The sequence below is a fragment of the Pseudomonas sp. PAGU 2196 genome (assembly GCF_022179005.1).
In the GTDB taxonomy this organism is placed as follows: Bacteria; Pseudomonadota; Gammaproteobacteria; order Pseudomonadales; family Pseudomonadaceae; genus Aquipseudomonas; species Aquipseudomonas kermanshahensis.
In genome coordinates this window covers 83412-102085 of record NZ_BNTL01000007.1, presented here as the reverse complement: position 1 = coordinate 102085, position 18674 = coordinate 83412, and the positions used below count along the sequence as shown (strand labels likewise).

Genomic DNA, 18674 nt, shown 5'->3' with positions numbered 1-18674 from the left:
GGGCGCCGGTTGGCGCCCTTTTGCTTAGAGTCGTTTGCACGGATGGAAAATCGACAGTGACGCTAGACCGATTTTCTATAACGGCGGCCGTCAGAAGATGTAATCGGTGGTCAGGAAGCTCGATTGGCGATTACGGATGATCTCGCTGATCAGCGTCTTGTTGGCCTCCTGGAACTTGGTCGCCACCAACGTACGGATCGAGAACACGCGCAGGGCGTCATGCACCGACAAGGTACCTTCGGCACTGTTCTTGCGGCCGTTGAACGGGTAGGTATCTGGCCCGCGCTGGCACTGCGCGTTGATATTGATGCGGCCGACCTGGTTGGCAAATGTGTCCACCAGGCTGCCGATGGTCGCCGGGTCGTTGCCGAACAGGCTCAGTTGCTGGCCGTAGTCGGAGTCGAGCACGTAATCGATGACGGTTTCCAGGTCGCGATAGGGCACTACCGGGACCACTGGGCCGAACTGCTCCTCGTGGTACACGCGCATGTCATGGCTCACCGGGTAGAGCAGGGCTGGGTAGAAGAACGAACCGCGGCTTTGCCCACCGCCCTCGTTGATCACCCGTGCCCCCTTGGCTGTGGCATCGGCCACCAGGCCATCGAGGTAGTCGACCTTGCCTGGTTCCGGCAATGGCGTTAGCGCCACACCGGGTTCCCATGGCATGCCAGGTTTCAGTGCGGCGAGTTTGCGCTGGAACTTTTCCAGGAAGGCGTCGACCACGTCTTCGTGGACGAACAGTACCTTCAGCGCCGTGCAGCGCTGGCCGTTGAATGACAGAGCGCCCGTGACGGCCTCTTCGACCGCATTGTCCAGGTCGACTTGGGGCAACACGATGCCGGGGTTCTTGGCGTCCAGGCCCAGGGCCGCGCGCAGGCGGTGTGGGCGCGGGTGCAGTTTTTTCAGGTCGCTGGCGGCCTTGTGGGTGCCGATGAAGGCGAACACATCGACCAGGCCGCTGGCCATCAGCGCGCTGACGGTTTCGCGGCCGCGGCCATAAATGACGTTGATCACCCCCGGTGGGAAGCTGTCGCGGAAGGCTTCGAGCAAAGGGCGGATCAGCAATACGCCAAACTTGGCCGGCTTGAACACCACGGTGTTGCCCATGATCAGCGCCGGGATCAACGTAGTGAACGTTTCGTTCAGGGGGTAGTTGTAGGGCCCCATGCACAATGCCACGCCCAGTGGCGCACGGCGGATCTGGCCGAGGGTGCCCTGTTCGAGCTCGAAGCGGCTGGAGCGGCGGTCGAGGTCCTTGAGCGCATTGATGGTGTCGACGATGTAGTCGCAGGTGCGGTCGAACTCTTTTTCCGAGTCCTTGAGGTTCTTGCCGATCTCCCACATCAGCAACTTGACCACGGCCTGGCGCTGCTCGCGCATGCGCGCCAGGAAGCGTTCGACGTGCTGTATGCGTTCGGCAACGCGCATCGTCGGCCAGGCGCCACGGCCCTTGTCGTAGGCCTGCACGGCAGCGTCGAGCGCGGTGAGGGCGGTGTCGGCGTCAAGCAGCGGGGCACTGCCGAGAATGACCTGGCGCTCGCCGTCGGCTTCCTTCAGCCAGACCGGGCTGCGCACCGTGGCCAGAGGGCCGTCCCAGCGCCTGAGCTGGCCGTTCACCAAATAGTCGCGTTGTTCCAGGGGAGCTTCCAGGCGCCAGGTGTCGGGGATGTTCTCGGCGGTCGGGAAAAGTGAATCGAGCAGACGGTCCATGGGTACTGCACCTCACATATCTGAGCGGAGTTCGTGTCAGGTGAAACGCTTCAGCTTCGAGCATGCACCGGTCACAGGAAAAACACCAGTCTGGCTCAACATTGCCTGCACTGCGCCGATACAGAGCTAACCCGGTGCGTCAGCAGGCCTATGATCACTTCCATTTCCCCCAGCGACGATACACAGACGGCCGCACTGCTGGCTTCGCCCTTGTTCTGGTTGGCGTTGGCCGCCATCGGCCTGCTCGGCCTCTGTGTCGTGCGGCTCAACGGCAAGCAGCGCCAGCTGCAGCAGCATAACCACGAACTGCGCCGGTCACAGGCACAGTTCGAACGCCTGGCGCACTACGACACCATTACCGGGTTGCCCAACCGGGTGCTGTTCCAGCGGCAACTGGCCGAGGCCATCGACAAGGGGCATGGCCTGGCCGTGCTGATGCTCGACATCGACGGGTTCAAACAGGTCAACGACAGCCTTGGCCACGCGATGGGCGACTTGCTGCTGCAACAAGCCACCGCGCGCTTCCTGCAGGAGCTGGACCTGCACGACCGCGTCTGCCGCCTGGGCGGTGACGAGTTCGTGTTCATGCTCCAGGGCACACAGGGCCAGGTAACCCACCAGTTGCGCCATGTGCTGCGGTGCCTGCAGCGGCCGTTCGACCTCAAAGGTAACGCTGCATTGGTTACCGGCAGCATTGGCCTGGCCTGGTGCCCGCAGCATGGCGAGGATGTCGACAACCTGCTGCGCCACGCCGATACCGCCATGTACGCCGCCAAGGAAAGCGGGCGCAATACCTGGCGGGTGTATCACCCGGATATGACTGCGCGCTTGCAGCAACGCCTGGAATTGGAGCGCAACCTGCGGCGTGCGCTCAACAATGATGAATTCGAACTTTGGTACCAGCCCAAGGTGGACCTGTTCAGCGGCAAGCTGGAAGGTGTCGAGGCGCTGCTGCGCTGGCGCGACCCGCAAGCAGGCCTGGTGTCACCGGCCGAGTTCATCCCCTTGGCAGAGCGTACCGGGTTGATCATCCCCTTGGGCGAGCGCGTGCTGGAGCTGGCCTGTGCGCAGCTGGCTACCTGGCGTCGGGATGACTGCCTGCCCGGGCCGTTGGCGATCAATGTCGCGGCGTTGCAGATCGAGCGCAGCGACTATGTGTCGAGCCTGGCGATGGCGCTGGAGCGTCATGGCCTGGCCGCCAATCTGTTGGAGGTGGAGATTACTGAAAGCCTGTTGATGGAAAGCCAGCAGCAGGCCTGCGCGGTACTTGCGCAACTGCAGGCCATGGGCGTGGCCACTGCGGTGGATGACTTCGGTACCGGTTATTCGTCGCTGGCCTACCTGCGGGCGCTGCCTATCGATCACCTGAAGATCGACCGCGCGTTCATCAAGGACCTGCCCGCAGACGATGATGCAGTGGCCATTGCCCGTGCCATTATCGACCTGGGCCACGCCTTGGGTTATCGCATTACCGCCGAAGGCATTGAAACTCAGGAACAGTACGATTTTCTGCGCAATGCTGGGTGCGATCAGGGGCAGGGCTACCTGATGGGGCGGCCGATGCCGGCCGCCGAGTTGCAAGGCTGGATAGCCCGTAACCCGCGCAGGCAGCGCCTGTCACCTGGGTAACAGGCGCTTTTCGCCGCTCGCTACATGGGCAGGCGGAACAGGTTGTAGGGCGGGTGCGTCAACCACTCCTGGCCTAGCACCGGGTCAGCATCGATGGCGGCCAGACGCCGCCAGAACTCCGCGCGGGCTTGTTGCGGGCGAGCTATGAAGAAATCGTTTTCAAGCAACGGCCTGAGGTCGCGGCGGTACTGAAGTGGCAAGCGTTGCCACAGCGCAGCCTGCTCCGGGCCCGTCCCCTCGAAGAATTCTGCATAGTCCCCCTCACACACCAGCAAATCGACTTCATGGGCGACATTGTAAGCATCGACCTGGGCCAGCATGCCTTCGCTCAGCCACTCACTTTCCAGGCACAGGGCTTCGGCGGACGGGCCGGGGATATTGAAACCTACCGGCAGCCGCTGGAACTGGTTGCCAGACAGGTCCAGGACGAGCGGTTCGGTAACGACGTCCAAGCCAAGGGGCAGCTCGGTCAGCCCACACTCGGACAGGAACAGGGTTTTCAGGTGGTCAAGCCCGTGCAGGTCTGGCGCCTCCAGCAGCGGGTTGCCCGATAGGTCCAGCACGATAAGCCCGGCGCACTGGTTCAGGGCTACTTGGTTGCGGTTGTCCCAGGTGATGCGGTTGTTATCCAGGTCAAGCCAGGTCAGCCTGTTGGGCCTGGCCACACGGGGCAGGGCATCGAAACGGCAATTGGACAGCAATAAGCGTTTCAATTTGGGAAAGCGCTCCAGGAATTCTGCAGGGAGCTGGCTGAGTGCAGGGTTGCTGTGCAGCGATACGTGCTCCACATGGGTGAAGTCGTCCGGCAGAGCCAGGCTGGCCAGGTCCTGGTTTTCCAGTTCGAGGCCGGAGAGGTCGAGGCTGGCAATCCGGCCCCCGCCTGCGAGTGGCACGCTCGACAGACGCCGCCAGGCGTTGATGATAGGGCGGATCGCCCGCTGGCGTTGGTGCGGGCGTTGAGGGTCGGGGCGGGCCCATTCCTGCAGGTTGCGGCGCAGCGTATCCAGGCGTTGTTGCAGGTCGCGCAGCCTTTGTGTCGGTGAGCGAAGGTCATTGTCTTCAGGGTCGCTTCCGAGTACATCCTCGATCTCCGAATCAGTGGCATCGGGGTACAGGCGGCGATAGGCGCCGGCCAGTGAACTTGTGTGGCGCGGGTGCGGAGCTTGCGGGTCGAGTGGGCGACCTGCACGCAGTTGAACTGAGCGGGCGCGACGCCTGGCGCGAGGCCCCCACAGCCGTTGTGCAAGGTCATCTCGGTTGTCGTTGACCCAAGCCAGGACGCGCTGGCGTAACGTACGCCCATCGGCCTGAACGATCGCCAGCGCGTCGCGTTGGCTGTGCGGCAGTGCCTGCTCCACAGCGCGGCACAGGTCCAGGTCCCGCGTGGCGGGGGCAGGGCGCGGCCCCAGGTCAGCCTCATAGCCTTCTGCGCTTTTGATCACCCGGCAGACACGGCCTGCCGAGCTGCTGCCGATATGTTCAAGCAGAGGACCCTCGGGGCTACCCGCACGCAGCTCGAGGCGCACATCGCGCGGCCAGACGGGCAAGCCATCGAGGGCACTGAACAGCAGGCGTTCGCTATCGGCATCGGCCCGAGCGGGAACGAGCACGCCTTCCACGGCACGTACCAGAGGCAGTTCGCTGTGGGTGTGTTCAACCTGCTGACGCAGCCAGGCCGGTAACACCGCGTCGTTTTCCCAGGCGAGGGATTGCGCGGCGCTCAGGGGTGCCAGCAGACGCCTGGCGAGGACGGCCGACAGGCGAGGGTAGGCTTCCAGCAATGTGCGTGTTGCCGGTTCGATGGGCGCATCGCCGTTATACAACCGTTCGAACAGGTTGCCCGGCGCGTCGCTGCCCAGCGCAATCACCTTCGCTTGTGCGGCCATACGTTGCAGGGTGTCGAGCAGCAAAACCGGTGGCGGCTGCCCTTCGAGGTGCACGCGGCGCAGGTACGCGGCATCGGTCCCACACATGCGGCCAGCCAGCTCAAGTTGTTCGGGTGTGAACGCTGCGTAGTTTTCCCCCAAGCGGCGAGCCAGTATTGCGAAGGACCACTGTGATGGCTGTTCATGGCTTGCGCGCCAGGCACCCTGTTCGTTGTGCTCCAGAGGCGGCTGCCAAGCGTCCTGCGCGTGTGGGTGCACAAGCCGCCACTGCTGTGTCTGCGTGTCCAGGCGCTGTTCGTAGAGGTGGCCATCCATGCGAATGAAATACCGGCCATCGTGCAGGTACTGGCCTTGAGCATTGGCGTGCACGCTCTGCGGCAAGTCCAGGGGGCTGCGATAGGGTGTGAGGTCTGCCTGCCAGAGCCGGTAGCGGCCATCGGGCTTGCGAACTTCCTGCAGGCTCTCCAGCAGCGGGCTTTTGAACAACTTCGGCACCACGTGTCCAGCGACCACCAGCCCGCCGATCAGGGCCAGGTTCAGGCCGACCGCCTCCAGGTGACGCAATGCCAGGTGGCGGTCACCCTGATGCCAGGCCTCATAGCCTTCGTACACTTCGCCAAGCAGTTGGCACGCCGTCACCGCCAGCATCAGCGTGCCCACGGCGGGGATGAAGAAGCCGGCCAGGTTGAGCGCGTCCATGCCGAGGTCTTCCCACGCTTGCAGGCGGTTTGCCCGCGCCGTGGCGTCGGCTTCGGCGGTTGGCACTGCCAGCTGGCGAGCTTCGCGCTTGAGGCGGTCAAGGTGCAGCGCCTGATAAAAAGCAAAAGGTTCCTCGGTGATTGCCAGCCGTGTGGGGCGCAAATCCGCCTCAGGGGCCCGCTGCCATGCCTTGTCGTTGGCAGAAGCGCCTGAGGCGTCAAGGTTTTGGTGCAGAAAGTCAAGAAAGTGTTGCTGCTGACCCTGCTCCACGTACGCCATGAACGCCTGCCGGTCGGTGGGTTCCAGCAGCAGGGCCGCCAGTGCCTCGTGTACAGCCTCAAGGTCGGCGCATTGACGCAGGGCCTGGTCGTGGCCTGGCAAATAGAGCAGCAGCCCGGTGATGCCGGTGTCGATCAGCATCACCTCATGCAAGGTGATACCGAACAGCGCCAGTTGCCAGCAAGGCATCTCGTTGCCCTGCAGCAACAGGTCGACTTGGTCGCGCGCGGTGCCGGTGAGCACATGCCGTAGGTAAGCCAGGTCGGCCGCCAGGCGCAGCCTGTCCTTGTACACGGCCATGGCCTGCTCGCGTACAGGGGGCTTGGCGAAATGCTGCTCCAGATGGTCTTGATACTGCTGCCCCAAGTCTAGCGAACGGCACAGCGTGGCAAAGGCAGCGGGTGTCAGCGGCAGCCGCTCCACTTCGTACCGTTCCGAAACCAGAGGAAAATGCGCCAGAGATGTTTGCGGGCCCAGTACCGCAGTGCCTTGTACCTGGACGGTTGTGACTTGGATGTTGGGGCTCAGGGCAATGGCGCTCTGGGCGCTGAAGCGTTCGTCATCGGCGAAGTTCTGCAGCGCGGCCTGCAACAGCGTGTCACGACGATGACTGTTCAGGTAACGCATGCCTGCCCAATGCCAGGTGCTTTCTACCCGAAGCAGTTCGGTGCCACGAAGCGGGGCGCTGCACCCGTGTTCGGCAAGGCGTGCCGTCAGCCGGGGCTCAGCGAACGCAGTGATTTGCTCAAGCCCCTCAAGGGCCCGCGCCAAGGTGCTTTGCGAGCGCAACAGGCGCGACTGGCTACGGTGCACGGCCTGGCGAAGATCAGGCGCGGCGTTGGCAAACCAGGCCTGCGTGTAATAGGCCGGTAGTTGGCTTTGCCTCAAACTGTGCCATTGAGACGGGGCTATTGAGTGTGCCCAGGTGGGCAATTGTGTTTCCAGTAGCGTTTGATGCGGTTCGAGCGTTGAAAGGGTTGGCATGTCGATGCTCCTTTATGAGGAGAGAGCATCAAACGGTATTGGTTAATAACCAGGTGGTAACCCGGTATTGCGTGCAACGCAACAGGCGTCATGTGTTAGCGTCACACGATCATCAAAATAAAAAGCGTTTTTTGACGTCATAAAATAGATTGGCATGCTGTCAAAGTGCCGCTTGCCAAACCGTTGCCTGGCATCTTAAATTGTTACTGAATGTGAGAGTGAAGTTTCGATAGTAATCTTTTGTATATCAGTGCGTTGGGTGTGTTTATTACAGCTAATTATGATCTTGTTCTGATCTGCCCATAGACAACATCAAAGGACGTCGAAGAAGAATGAAACAGCACTTGGCAGCGGTGGCACGAAAACTCATCTCTCCTTCGACGCGCTACGAGATAAGGCTGCTTGCCAGCCAAGTCCGCGAAGTGCTTGGCCGAGCCTGTGTCTGGCGGTGGGAGGTCACCAGGTTCAGGCTGCAGCAGGAAAGCCCCTACGAAATCCTCTACATCGGGCGCAAGCAGCAGCGCGAGATGGCAAAGCTGCTGATTGGTGGCAAGGCTCCGGGCAACGCTCCGGTTGCCGGCAGCAGTGTAGAGCCAGACGCGTCGAACCATGTGGTGGTGGTGAGTGAAATGCCCACCACAGGGGCGTTGTCCGTGCCGCACTACCTGAGTGCCGTGGTACCACTGGGGCGAACGCTGGATGACATTACCGCCCGCTACGACAGCGAGTTGCGCCGTAGCATTCGCAAGAACCGGCCGCTTTATCAGATGAGGCAGACGCTGTCGGATGAAGAAATCGCAATGGCCGACAGCCAGTTGCTGCGCCCCTATGCCACGGCCAGGCAGGGTATTCATGCTGCGCAGTTTCCCACGGACGATGTGTTCCGCATTGCCAAGAGCGTCGGGCGCCTGGACCTCATCACCTTGGGCGATGAAGTGATCGGTTGCCACCTGGGTTGTGAAGTCACACGCGGAGGCAAGCGCTACTGGAGCACCCTGCGTTTTGGTTATAGCGAAGCGGTGTTTTCAGATGCGAAAAAACTGCGTGAGGTGAACTCCATCACCACCTTCATGGCGCTGGAGTGGGCGTTGCAACATGGCTTCGATTATTACGACATTGGCCTGTGCCTGGCGCGGCCGGATGACGGTTTGCTGAAGTGGAAAAGACGGCGCGGTGGCGACATTGACTCGCTGGGTAACCACGCCTACCTGTTCGTGCGGCTACCCAAGACCGGGACGGCGAAATTTCTTTGGGAAACGCCAATGTTCGCGGTTGAAGGCGACAAATTGACACTGCACCTGGGCTTGCCGGACGGGCCGAGCGATGAAGAGGTCGCCAGCCGGTATCACGAGATGGTCTTTGGCGGCCTGCACAAAATTTACCTCTATGGTGACCAACGTTCGGGCGAGTCGTTTATCGAGACCTTGCGCACGCGTTACGCCAATTTACAGTCGCCGCCGACGATGGAAAGGATCACATCCAACTGAGTCGTTCAAAGGCTTGTGACCACGCCACCCCAGGGAGCACTTCATGGGCAGCGATATCTCCAAATTCAGCGCACCGTCTGCCGGTAAACGGCATAAGTGGACCCTTGCCGCGTACAAATACATGGCGCGCAAGCGGCTCGCACGTAATTCTGCCATCGACCTGAAAAGCATCGCGTCAAAAAGCTGGGATATCGCGCCTGGTGAAACAACGGTTTCCCCGCCCGCCTTCTATTTGCCCAATCAGCTGGAGCGGGTGACGGGGTGGGAGGCAAAGCGCTTCTACCCCTACGTGCATCCTGCCCGCACGATGGAGGGTGGGCTCAGCGTGGCGCAGGGCCCTACACGTGGGTACTTGATCAAGGACGTGTGGTTGGTCGATGGCGCGCTCTACAAAGGCAAGGCCAGCCACTGGTTATCCTTGAAACCGAGCACCTTCCCGCGGGTTGTGGTGGAGCACGAGATCGAGCGCGCGGCCATCTACTGCACGCAAAATGGTAACTCCTGGTTTGGCACCTGGTTGATGGAAGACTGCGTCACCTATGCCCTGGCCTGCAACGAGGGCGTACCGGTGACTACTGCGCCCTCTGCGCGCTACCCACTGTTTACTCAGGCGCCGGCTTATGAAGACTGGCTGGGCATGAAGCCCCTTCGTTTGCGCAGTGCGTTTTTCCGCGAACTGGTGCTGTTCGACGACCAGAGCAACAACCAAAGCCGCCACTTGCGCTACCGAGCCATGGGCGAAAAGCTGCTGTCGCATGTGCCCCACGAACCACACCCCGGTGTGTTCATATTGCGTGGTGGCGACGGCGACCTGCGCTTCCTGCGCAATGAAATGGCCGTAGCAGAGCACTTGCGCACGCACAGGGGCTTTCGCATTGTCGACCCGCTGAAAACCGACGTGCCGAGCATTATCGCGGCGTGCGCCGGTGCCAGGGTGGTGGCCGGGGTCGAAGGTAGCCAGCTGGTTCATGGCGTGAACGTGCTGCAGGCCGGTGGCTCATTATTGACGTTGCAGCCACCGAACCGTTTTGTCAGCTACTACAAATACCTGACAGACCGCGACCAGCAGCACTTTGGCTTTGTGGTGGGCATGCCGGAAGGCGATGGGTTCAGGATCGACATCGATGAGGTGGAGCGCACCCTGGATTTGATGCCGGTGTAGCAACCTGTTAAGTTTCAGCTATAAGCGCCAGATTTCGTTCGTAAGGCCAACCATTAGCATTTGGTTTCTCAGCGATGAAACGCAAGGGCTTGCCTCCTTCACGTCTTCGATTGATCAGCAATCACGATATCGCCAGCCGCCGGGGTCTCCTGTGCGGCTTCTATCGTAGAAAAGTTCGCTATATCAGCGCCTTACACTTAATTGACCATTACCTGACATTACCGAGAAACGCCTGCAGTTTATGCGTGACGGCATTTTGACGAAGCCACCCCTTGCTCATTGAATTTTATTATGGTGTCGGATCATTGACGTAGTGTCATTGTGCCCATAAGCTCAAATCAACAGCGAGGAAGTCTCCTGCTAAACCCACCAATAAATATTTTTATTATCCTCTTTATAGGAGGGGGTTATGCGCTCGACACTGTTCATTAAATCAATCTTCTTGTTGGTGCTTTTAAGTGGCGCTGCCCGCGCTGCTGATTCGTATGTCAATCAAAACAGTGTCATTCCTGTCGCAACGGCAGGGTGGTTCTTCGCGTTTGCAGTGATCGGTTTTGTAGCCGTTGCCAATAGAAGAAAGATTTAAACGTTCTCGCGTGGCAAGTGTAATAGGGGGCTTTAACAGTTGATCAATTACGGGGCTTTTTTGAGCTGTCGGTAAATTGACGTCTGAGGTTTGTTGTGGATGGCTTCGCAGCCGCTGACAGCTTGTCAATTTTCCAACTGTTGCTATATTCCAGTGGCGACTCATCGCCATTAGCCGTAGGGTGTCGCAGCGGGCGGGTCAGGCAGGGTGTCGAGGTGTCAAGGTACAGGGCCTCCAGGAAGGTTGAGGCCATCGCAGCAGGCAGTGCGGTTGCGAAGTGGAGCGAGAGTTGGTGTGCCGTTCTCATTCAGTGCTCTTTGTCAGGCCAGTAGGCCGGAGGGACCCTCATGGTACGTTCATTGTGTTCCGCTTTTTGCGTGCTGATGCTGTGGTCTGGTACCGGCAACGCGGTCGAAAGTAACGCAGCTTATCGGCTCAGCCCTGGCGATGTGGTGATGGTGTCCGTCTGGCAAGAGGAAAGCCTGCGTCAAGAAGCCACCGTGCTACCCGATGGCAGTATCACCTTCCCCTTGGCAGGGCGGATCGATGTCGCCGGCCTTGATGTCACGGCCGTTGAAAAACAGGTCGCTGCCAAACTCGAAAAATTCCTCCCCGACCCGAACGTCAGCGTTGTCGTCAAAAGCATCGCCGGCAACCTTGTGTACGTGCAGGGCAAGGTGATCAAGCCTGGGCCCGTACAAATGGCGGGGCCTACGGCCGTATTGCAGGCCTTGAGCATGTCGGGTGGTTTGGACAAATTCGCTGACGAAAGCGACATCAAGGTGGTCCGCGGCCAGGGGGCTTCCCAACGGATTCTGCCCGTGAGATATAAGGACCTGGTTTCCGGGCGTGACATGTCCACCAACATTCAACTTCAGGCTGGCGATACGCTGGTCGTTCCTTGATCTTGCCTTAATAAGAACACTTAATGCCTCTTCTTAGAACAACTAGCATTGCAACGGCAATCATGGTCTTGCCGTTTACGGACGCGGTCCAGGCAGCAAATTGGCAGTCATCGGTGGTGGTACCGACCTCGGTCGAATACGACAGCAACCCGTTGTTGCTGTCGTCTGAAGAAAAGGGTGTGACGCGCACCATCATTGCGCCCGACTACACCCTTGTCGGTACCTTCGACCGCGACGAATTACGGTTGGGTCTTGGCATGCATGTGTTGCGTTCTTCAGACACGGACATCGTCGACGACCGCGAAGACCCCAATGTAAGCCTGGGCTGGCAACGCGACACCGAGAAAGGGCGTTTTGGCCTGGTGGCTCAGTACAACGAAAGCTCTACGTTGTCCGGCATTGTCCAGGACACCGGTGTGGTAACCACCGACGGCACGCAGAAGCTGTATACGCTGGCAGGCAATTGGAGCAGCGCCATCACCGCGCGCAGCACGTTGTCCAACGAAACCAAGTACAGCCGAGCGCGATACGACATCAACACGCTGACCGGCTACAACGAGCTGGGCAACGTGACAACCTGGACCTACGCCTGGAACGAGCGGGCCGATGTGTATACCCGGTTTGGGGTGAGGCGCTATGAGCCCGAACAGGACCTTACTGCGACCGCCTCTAACAGCTACACCCCTGCAGTTGGGGTGAAGTATCAGTTCTCCGAGCGCCTGAGTGCCGATGCGCACGTTGGCGTCAACCAGGTGTCCGGCTCTGAAGGCGGTCGGCGCGGGGAGGGCGGGGCCTCGCTGCTGTATACCGGGGTGCGTTCCGACCTCAGCTTGAGTGCCGAACGCAGCACGGTCGCCAGCGCGGAGGGTGGTTTTGCCGAGCTCGACATGGTGCGCGGTATCTACAGTTACGCGGTCAACGAGCTGACCCGCGTCGGCGCCGATGCCACCTGGCAAGACAGCAAAGGGCAAACCCCCAACACACTGCAAATGTACAGTGTCTGGGCAAGCCGGGAATTTACGCCTTTTTGGGATCTGCGCCTATCGTTGATGTACAAGGAGCGGCGGCAGGACGATGCACCCACTGCGGACGCAACAATTGTTGGTTTGACGTTGACGTATAGGTACCCCGACCTCTGAACTTCAGCCTGGTGGCCTTTATGAAGTCTGACTACGAGCTTTCCCTTAAAGATTACATCGCCATCATCAAGGATAGGGCCCTGTTATTAGGGATCAGTATCGTAGTCATTCTTGCCGCGACCGTGGTGGTCGCGGTCAGCGTGCCACCGATCTATCAGTCCACCGGGACCATTCTGGTGGAGTCGCAACAGATCTCCCCCGAGCTGGTATCGGCGAACAACAACAGCTTTGCCGATGAGCGCATCGAGGTCATTCGCCAGCGCGTCATGACCCGCGAGAACCTGCTGCGGATCATCGACAAGTACAGCCTGTTCGCTGACAAGCGGCTCAGCGAAAGTGACAAGATCGACCAGATGCGCAATGCCATCGTGGTCGCCACCCTCAGCACGTTCGTCAGAGGGCGGGGTGAGGCCACGGTCGCATTCAATGTGTCCTTCGAGCACAAGCAAGCGCAGGTGGCCAAGGATGTCGCCAACGAACTGGTGACGCTGTTCCTCAACGAAAACCTCAAGCAGCGCACCGAGCGCGCCAACGAAACCACCGAATTCCTGACCCAGGAAGCCAACAAGCTGGGTGCCGAGCTTGCCAGCCTGGAAAACCAGCTGGCGGACTTCAAGCAAGCCCACGCCAATGCCTTGCCTGAGCACCAGTCGCTGCGCATGAGCATGCTGTCGCGTTCGGAGCTGGAGTTCAGGGAGGTCGACCGCGATTACAAGACCGCGCAAGAGGAACTGCGTTACCTGGAGCTTGAATTGTCGGCGGCCAATGCCGGCTTGACCACCAAGGCTGACGGTACCCGGCCGTCCAGTGTCGACCAGCCACAAGACCTGCCCAGCCTCAAGGCCGAGTACGCCCGGCTGCTGACCAAATACAAGGACGCGCACCCGGACGTAGTGGCGGTCAAGCGCAAGATCGATGCCCTGCAGGCCAGCGGCGGCGGCAGCAAGGCTGCGTCGTCGGTCAGCCTGGATGTGGCGCGGGTGCGTGCGCGGATTGGCGCGGCCCAGGAGCGCATCACCTCACTGGCGGAGCAAAAGCGTGAGCTGGTGAAGAAAATGGAAGGCTACGAGGCGGAGATTCTTGAAGCCCCGCAAGTGGAGCGTGGCCTGGTCACCTTGATGCGCGACCACGACAACGCGCGCAAGAAGTACGAAGAAATCCGTGCCAAGGAAATGGGCGCGAAAATTACCGAAAGCTTGGAACAGGAAAACAAGGCAGAGCGTTTTGTGCTGCTGGAGCCACCGCTGCTGCCCGAGAAGCCGATCAAACCCAACCGCAAGAAGATCGCCGCGCTGGGCCTGGTGTTGGCACCGGCAGGCGGTGGCGCGTTGGTGATGCTGCTGGAAATGCTCAATCAGCGTGTACGGGGGGTAGGGGCGTTGGAGAGCGTGTTGGGCAAGCGTGTGCTGGTGACGGTGCCCTTCATCACCACCCAGGCGGAACTGGCAAAGCGTAAACGCTGGCGCAACCTGCTGATCCTGGCGGTGCTTGTGCTGATTGCTATGATGGTAGTGCTGGTGCACGTGTTCTACATGCCGTTGGATGTGTTGCTGTTCAAGGCTATGGCGCGGTTTGAATAGGGAAAGCAGTGATGGACAGGATCAAGCCGGTAGTTGGCAATGGTATTCATCAAGTTTCTCCAGGTGCTGCCCAGGCACCGCAAACCGCCCACGGGGCGGAGCCTCCAGAAGTGCCAGGGCAATTCGATTACGTGAAGACCAAGGTGGTGCCGTTGCGTGCGGAGCACCTTGAGCGCAATCGGATTGTCGCGTTCAACAAGAACTCGAACATGAGTGGGCCGATCGACCTGTTGCGCACGCAGGTGCTGCAGGCGATGGAGGAAAACGGCTGGCGTACCTTGGCCATCACCTCGCCAACGCCCGAGGCGGGCAAGACGGTGCTGGCGATCAACCTGGCCATGAGCATTGCGCACCACACGACCAAGACGGCGCTGTTGGTGGACTTCGACCTGCGTCGCCCCAAGGTCGGCAGCAGCCTGGGCTTGCCGATGGAAAAGGCCCTCAACGAGTTGCTGTCTGACCAGGCCGGGCTGGAAGAGGTGCTGGTCAACCCGACGTTGCCGCGTTTTGTCGTGCTGCCGACGCGGGTGCCTATTCCGATGTCTACCGAAATGCTGTCCTCCCCCCGGGTGAACAACCTGATCAGCGACTTGCGCAGCCGCTATGAGTCGCGCATCTGCATTTTCGATTTGCCGCCATTGTTGAGCTCAGACGATGCAATCACCGTGATGCCCAAGTTCGACTGTGTGTTATTGGTCGTGGGCAACGGCATGAACAGCAAGCAAGAGATCGAGGAATGCCTGCACCACCTGGCGACGGTCAACCTGATTGGTACGGTGTTGAACAAGGCGGATGAAAAACCGCGCACCTATTACTGACTATTCACTATCGAGTGTGAGCAGCCTTGTGCTGCGAAGAGGCCGGTGACAGCAGCGAAGATTCGCTGTGTTTTCACCGGCCTCTTCGCAGCACAAGGCTGCTCCTACACCCGATAGTGAATAGCTGAATGATTAAATCCGATGCCACGGGTACTGCAACTCCCACCCCCAGGCATGCGCCACGATCTGCTCCAGCGATGCATACGCTGGCCGCCAGCCCAACACACTCATCGCTTTGCCTGCATCCGCCACCAACCTGGGCGGGTCACCCGCGCGGCGGGGGGCATCGAGTGTGAGTATCTGCCGGCCCGTCACTGTGCGGGCGGTATCGATCACTTGCTGCACTGAAAAGCCCAGGCCATTGCCCAGGTTGAACGCCGTGCTGGGGCCGCCAGCGACTAGGTAGTCGACCGCCAACGCATGTGCCGAAGCCAGGTCGGCGACATGCACATAATCACGAATACAGGTGCCATCGGCGGTGTCGTAATCCCGGCCAAACACTGTGACCGCCTCACGCCTGCCAGCGGCCGCCTGGAGGATCAACGGTATCAGGTGGGTTTCCGGCTCATGGCGCTCGCCCAGCTCCCCGTCAGGGTCAGCGCCTGCGGCGTTGAAGTAGCGCAGGCACACCGACTTCAGCCCGTAAGCACGGTCGAAGTCCTCGAGAATTTGCTCGACCATCCACTTGCTGAGCCCATAGGGGTTGATCGGTGCCTTGCCATGCGCCTCGTCGATGGGCACATACAGCGGGTTGCCGTAAACGGCTGCGCTGGAGGAAAACACCAGCCGCTTGATGCCCGCATTCACCATCGCCTGCAGCAATGTCAGGGTGGCCGCTACGTTGTTCTGGTAGTACTTGCCAGGGGCGCAAACCGACTCGCCCACCTGAATGAACGATGCGAAGTGAAAAACCGCATCGAAGCGGCACTCGGCGAACAGCACATCCAGCGCCGGCTCGTCGGCAATGTCGAGCTTGGCCCATTGCACCCCAGGCCCTGGCGACACAAGGTCCGCCACCACCACATCATGGCCCGCGGCCAGCAAGTGCTTGACCATGTGCGAGCCGATATAACCTGCGCCACCGACAACCAGAAACTTCATCCGTGCCTCCTGGACTCTGCTGTTGTACAGACGCCGCGGGTCGTCCCTGAATCGAACAGGTGGGAGAATCAGCTACAGGTCTCTTGAGACTGTAGATGGCCAAATGCCCTATTTCAAGAACAGCCAGTTGGACATGTACTGGCCATCGAAGGTGATGACATAGCGCCCGTTCTGGTACGCCACCGGCAATTCCTTGAGCTGCGCCTGTGCATCGCGCGCGAACAGTTTCAGGCCGGCCGCTGCCTTGATGGCCAGCGTGCCTTCGAAGGGCTCGACATTGAACGGTGTCTTGTCGTCGGCCTTGGGCACGGCCCGGGTGCCCAGTGAGATCAGCAGGCTGCGAGCCTGGCCCAGCGGTTTGGCATCCAGGCTCTGCACGACGACACTGGCATAAGGCGTCTTTGCCTGTACCTCGACCTGCCCAAGGTTGAGGGTTCGACCGCCCAGCCAGCCGGTCGCCGCCTGGGTGAGGGGGGTATCGATGGTGTAGAGGCCTTGTTGCCAGTTGCGCTTGAGCTCCCCGGTATCGGTCACCGACTCGGTGGCGTCAGGGGCCAGCAACGATTGGGCAGGGTCACGCAGCACCTGGGCATCGGCCGGGATGACGCTGGGTTTCAGCCAGGGCAACTCCGGCGACTGCGGCATGGCGATCTGCAGCCTGCCTTTTTCCATGGCGGTGCGCAGCAGCAGCGAGTTGCGCGGGGTGATGTCCTGGTTGAACAACGTGGCGGGTGTTGGCGCGAAGACGTAACGGGTGTTGGCTTGCTGCACGTCCGCACGGCGGTAGAGCAGGGCAGCCGCGGGGAGCGTGGCCAGCATGGCCGGGTCGTTGTACGCGTGCCAGTTGTCTGCCGTGCGCCAACCGCTGTTGAAGGCCTGCTGGCTATAGGCATATTGCATCATGGCGTCCCAGCCTTGGTGGCTGGCCGTGCCCGCCACATACAGGGGCAGCGAGTGGCGGTCGGGCAGGGGGAAGGGTTCGGCGTTCCATTCGGTGACCGTCAGGGGCAGGCCGACGACCTGGGCCGCGGCAATCCAGTTGATCATCCCGTCGCTGGTCAGCGGGTTCTTCTCGAGCTGGCCGATGGCGCCGTAGCTGTGCGCATCGATCACATCGCCCGAGGTCAGCGCGGGCAGCGCGCTCAGGCCATTGCCGCCCCAGGTGCTGGTGGTGGCAATGGGTACCCTGATGCCTAGCTTGCGCAGGTGCGCGATCATGTCGACATCGAATTGTCGCTCCAGATCATTCAGGAACAGCTTCGACGGGCCATGCTCCCAGGCGCGCCAGGTGCGGTCTTCAGACAGGTTATTGCGCTGGGCGAAGGCATCTGCCTGCTCCCGGTACCGCTTGGTGTGTGCGGGGACTTTTTTGTCCGGCATCAGGGCGTTGCCGTAGTGCTGGGTGATGTCGTTCTCGTTGGTGATCAAAACCGCAGCAATGGCCGGGTCGTCTTTGTAGGCTAGGCCGGTGTAGGGGTTCACATGGGTCATGTACTGCTCAATAAAGCGTTTCATGGCCTGTTGAATGCTCTGGTTCACATAGGCGTAGCCTTTAAGGTCGACCCTGGGCTCGCCCTTGGCCAGCTCATCGAAATCTTCGATGTTGTCATTGGCGGTAAGGGCGCGCTGTACGTGCATGTCGAGCCAGACGTAGATGCCCTCGTCCTTGAGGCTTTTGACCCACAGGTCGATCTTGCGCAGCGACTCGGCATTGAGCTGCTGGGTATCGCGAATCAAGGTGCCGTCGCCAAACACGTTCGGGCTGACCCACGGGGAGTCGTGGTGGTGCAGCCGGACGAGGTTGAAACCCAGTGCCGACAGGCGTTTGGCCTGTTTGATGATTTCCTCGTCTGGCGTCTTGAACAGCGAGTATGCAGACAGGTTGGTGCCCCAGAAACGCACGGGGGTGTTGTCCTCGAACGCCAGTTGCTCGCCGGAGGCCTTTACAAAGCCGCGCTTGCCTGCTGGTTTCTCGGGTGCGTTGAGAAAAGACAGGTCGACCGGCGAGGTTTGCCAGTCAAGCTGGTCGTCGGGCCACTGCGCGGGGTCTTGCAGGCCAAAGCGCTCGGTGGGGGTTGGGCCCAGCTCGATATCGCCCGTCACGTTCAACGTCGCCTTGATCTGCTGCTGGCCGGCGCTGATGGGGTCTTTGTAGAAGAACGCGCGAATCTCGGCATTGCTGCCGGGCTCGAAGTACACCTTCGCCAGTGCGGGTTCGAAGCGCATCTCGATGCGCCTGCCTTGCGCATCCTTGCCCCAGGACCAGCCACGGTTGTCGGGCAACAGCACGGGCGCGCCCATCTCCCCATTGAACAGGGCCGGGTCGAACTGGAAAACGATGCCGCCGCCCATCACGTTGGACTGCCTGCTGTGTGCGGTCAGGTCGAACGCCCAGGTCAAGGTTTGTGTTTGCGGCTTGCGGATATCCGCCGTCAGGTCGAAGTCCAGCTGCTTGTTTTTGCCCTGCAGGGTGTAGCTGTAGGGCGCGTCGACCTTCATGGCGGTGTAGAAGCCAGTCCAGCTCCAGTTAGCCGCCCAGAAGTCGAACTTGGCTTTCATCACCTGCCCGCCACCGCGTGTCACGCTGGGCAGGCCGTTTTGTTCTTCGACGCTGACGACCCAGCCGGAGGCCCAGCCAGCCTGGGACATCACGGCCAGGCCAACGAACAGGGATGCCCGCATAAAGGGGCGCAAAGGCAAAAGGCTCAT

12 protein-coding genes are annotated in these 18674 nt (G+C 60.5%); 8 read left to right on the top strand and 4 right to left on the bottom strand.

Annotated features, from left to right (window positions below; all coding sequences use genetic code 11):
* Nucleotides 1–90: 90 nt before the first annotated feature.
* On the bottom strand, nucleotides 91–1710 hold the full coding sequence (locus MFF34_RS07120; RefSeq protein WP_027596757.1) for an NADP-dependent glyceraldehyde-3-phosphate dehydrogenase: 1620 nt from the start codon (nucleotides 1708–1710) through the stop codon (nucleotides 91–93).
* A gap of 150 nt (nucleotides 1711–1860) precedes the next feature.
* Here MFF34_RS07120 and MFF34_RS07115 point away from each other — a divergent pair, with 150 nt between their 5' ends.
* Complete coding sequence (locus tag MFF34_RS07115; RefSeq protein WP_238211757.1) at nucleotides 1861–3339, top strand: bifunctional diguanylate cyclase/phosphodiesterase; 1479 nt, start codon at nucleotides 1861–1863, stop codon at nucleotides 3337–3339.
* A gap of 20 nt (nucleotides 3340–3359) precedes the next feature.
* Here the strand turns inward: MFF34_RS07115 and MFF34_RS07110 are convergent, their stop codons facing one another.
* Nucleotides 3360–7187: a dermonecrotic toxin domain-containing protein gene (locus MFF34_RS07110; RefSeq protein WP_238211756.1), complete on the bottom strand. Its 3828-nt coding sequence runs from the start codon at nucleotides 7185–7187 to the stop codon at nucleotides 3360–3362.
* 332 nt (nucleotides 7188–7519) lie between these two features.
* On the opposite strand from MFF34_RS07110, the gene MFF34_RS07105 reads away from it, so the two are divergent.
* The 7 genes from MFF34_RS07105 to MFF34_RS07075 all read left to right on the top strand — a co-directional run bounded on the left by MFF34_RS07105 (nucleotide 7520) and on the right by MFF34_RS07075 (nucleotide 14864).
* Nucleotides 7520–8674: a GNAT family N-acetyltransferase gene (locus MFF34_RS07105; RefSeq protein ID WP_238211754.1), complete on the top strand. Its 1155-nt coding sequence runs from the start codon at nucleotides 7520–7522 to the stop codon at nucleotides 8672–8674.
* A gap of 43 nt (nucleotides 8675–8717) precedes the next feature.
* On the top strand, nucleotides 8718–9836 hold the full coding sequence (locus tag MFF34_RS07100) for a glycosyltransferase 61 family protein (RefSeq protein ID WP_238211752.1): 1119 nt from the start codon (nucleotides 8718–8720) through the stop codon (nucleotides 9834–9836).
* A gap of 409 nt (nucleotides 9837–10245) precedes the next feature.
* Nucleotides 10246–10422 (top strand): EPS-associated small membrane protein EppA, encoded by a 177-nt coding sequence (eppA, locus tag MFF34_RS07095; protein WP_077068395.1) that lies wholly within the window; start codon nucleotides 10246–10248, stop codon nucleotides 10420–10422.
* Nucleotides 10423–10769: 347 nt separating this feature from the next.
* A complete protein-coding gene (locus tag MFF34_RS07090) occupies nucleotides 10770–11327 on the top strand; it encodes a polysaccharide biosynthesis/export family protein (RefSeq protein ID WP_238211750.1) in 558 nt (185 codons plus the stop codon).
* A gap of 23 nt (nucleotides 11328–11350) precedes the next feature.
* A complete protein-coding gene (locus tag MFF34_RS07085) occupies nucleotides 11351–12466 on the top strand; it encodes a hypothetical protein (protein WP_238211748.1) in 1116 nt (371 codons plus the stop codon).
* 20 nt (nucleotides 12467–12486) lie between these two features.
* Entirely contained in the window at nucleotides 12487–14046 is a 1560-nt protein-coding gene (locus MFF34_RS07080; RefSeq protein WP_085273382.1) for a Wzz/FepE/Etk N-terminal domain-containing protein, read from the top strand.
* Between the two features lie 11 nt (nucleotides 14047–14057).
* Nucleotides 14058–14864, top strand: a complete 807-nt coding sequence (locus MFF34_RS07075) for a CpsD/CapB family tyrosine-protein kinase (protein ID WP_027596764.1) — start codon at nucleotides 14058–14060, stop codon at nucleotides 14862–14864.
* A 132-nt stretch (nucleotides 14865–14996) separates the two neighbouring features.
* Here the strand turns inward: MFF34_RS07075 and galE are convergent, their stop codons facing one another.
* Complete coding sequence (gene galE, locus MFF34_RS07070; RefSeq protein WP_238211746.1) at nucleotides 14997–15965, bottom strand: UDP-glucose 4-epimerase GalE; 969 nt, start codon at nucleotides 15963–15965, stop codon at nucleotides 14997–14999.
* 108 nt (nucleotides 15966–16073) lie between these two features.
* Nucleotides 16074–18674 (bottom strand): cellulase family glycosylhydrolase, encoded by a 2601-nt coding sequence (locus tag MFF34_RS07065; RefSeq protein ID WP_238211737.1) that lies wholly within the window; start codon nucleotides 18672–18674, stop codon nucleotides 16074–16076.

Excerpts from the sequence above, each read along its gene's own strand:
- galE (WP_238211746.1), bottom strand. The coding sequence starts at position 15,965 with ATGAAGTTTCTGGTTGTCGGTGGCGCAGGTTATATCGGCTCGCACATG.
- MFF34_RS07085 (WP_238211748.1), top strand. The coding sequence starts at position 11,351 with ATGCCTCTTCTTAGAACAACTAGCATTGCAACGGCAATCATGGTCTTG.
- MFF34_RS07075 (WP_027596764.1), top strand. The coding sequence starts at position 14,058 with ATGGACAGGATCAAGCCGGTAGTTGGCAATGGTATTCATCAAGTTTCT.
- MFF34_RS07110 (WP_238211756.1), bottom strand. The coding sequence starts at position 7,187 with ATGCCAACCCTTTCAACGCTCGAACCGCATCAAACGCTACTGGAAACA.
- MFF34_RS07120 (WP_027596757.1), bottom strand. The coding sequence starts at position 1,710 with ATGGACCGTCTGCTCGATTCACTTTTCCCGACCGCCGAGAACATCCCC.
- MFF34_RS07080 (WP_085273382.1), top strand. The coding sequence starts at position 12,487 with ATGAAGTCTGACTACGAGCTTTCCCTTAAAGATTACATCGCCATCATC.
- MFF34_RS07090 (WP_238211750.1), top strand. The coding sequence starts at position 10,770 with ATGGTACGTTCATTGTGTTCCGCTTTTTGCGTGCTGATGCTGTGGTCT.
- eppA (WP_077068395.1), top strand. The coding sequence starts at position 10,246 with ATGCGCTCGACACTGTTCATTAAATCAATCTTCTTGTTGGTGCTTTTA.
- MFF34_RS07100 (WP_238211752.1), top strand. The coding sequence starts at position 8,718 with ATGGGCAGCGATATCTCCAAATTCAGCGCACCGTCTGCCGGTAAACGG.
- MFF34_RS07115 (WP_238211757.1), top strand. The coding sequence starts at position 1,861 with ATGATCACTTCCATTTCCCCCAGCGACGATACACAGACGGCCGCACTG.
- MFF34_RS07105 (WP_238211754.1), top strand. The coding sequence starts at position 7,520 with ATGAAACAGCACTTGGCAGCGGTGGCACGAAAACTCATCTCTCCTTCG.
- MFF34_RS07065 (WP_238211737.1), bottom strand. The coding sequence starts at position 18,674 with ATGAGCCTTTTGCCTTTGCGCCCCTTTATGCGGGCATCCCTGTTCGTT.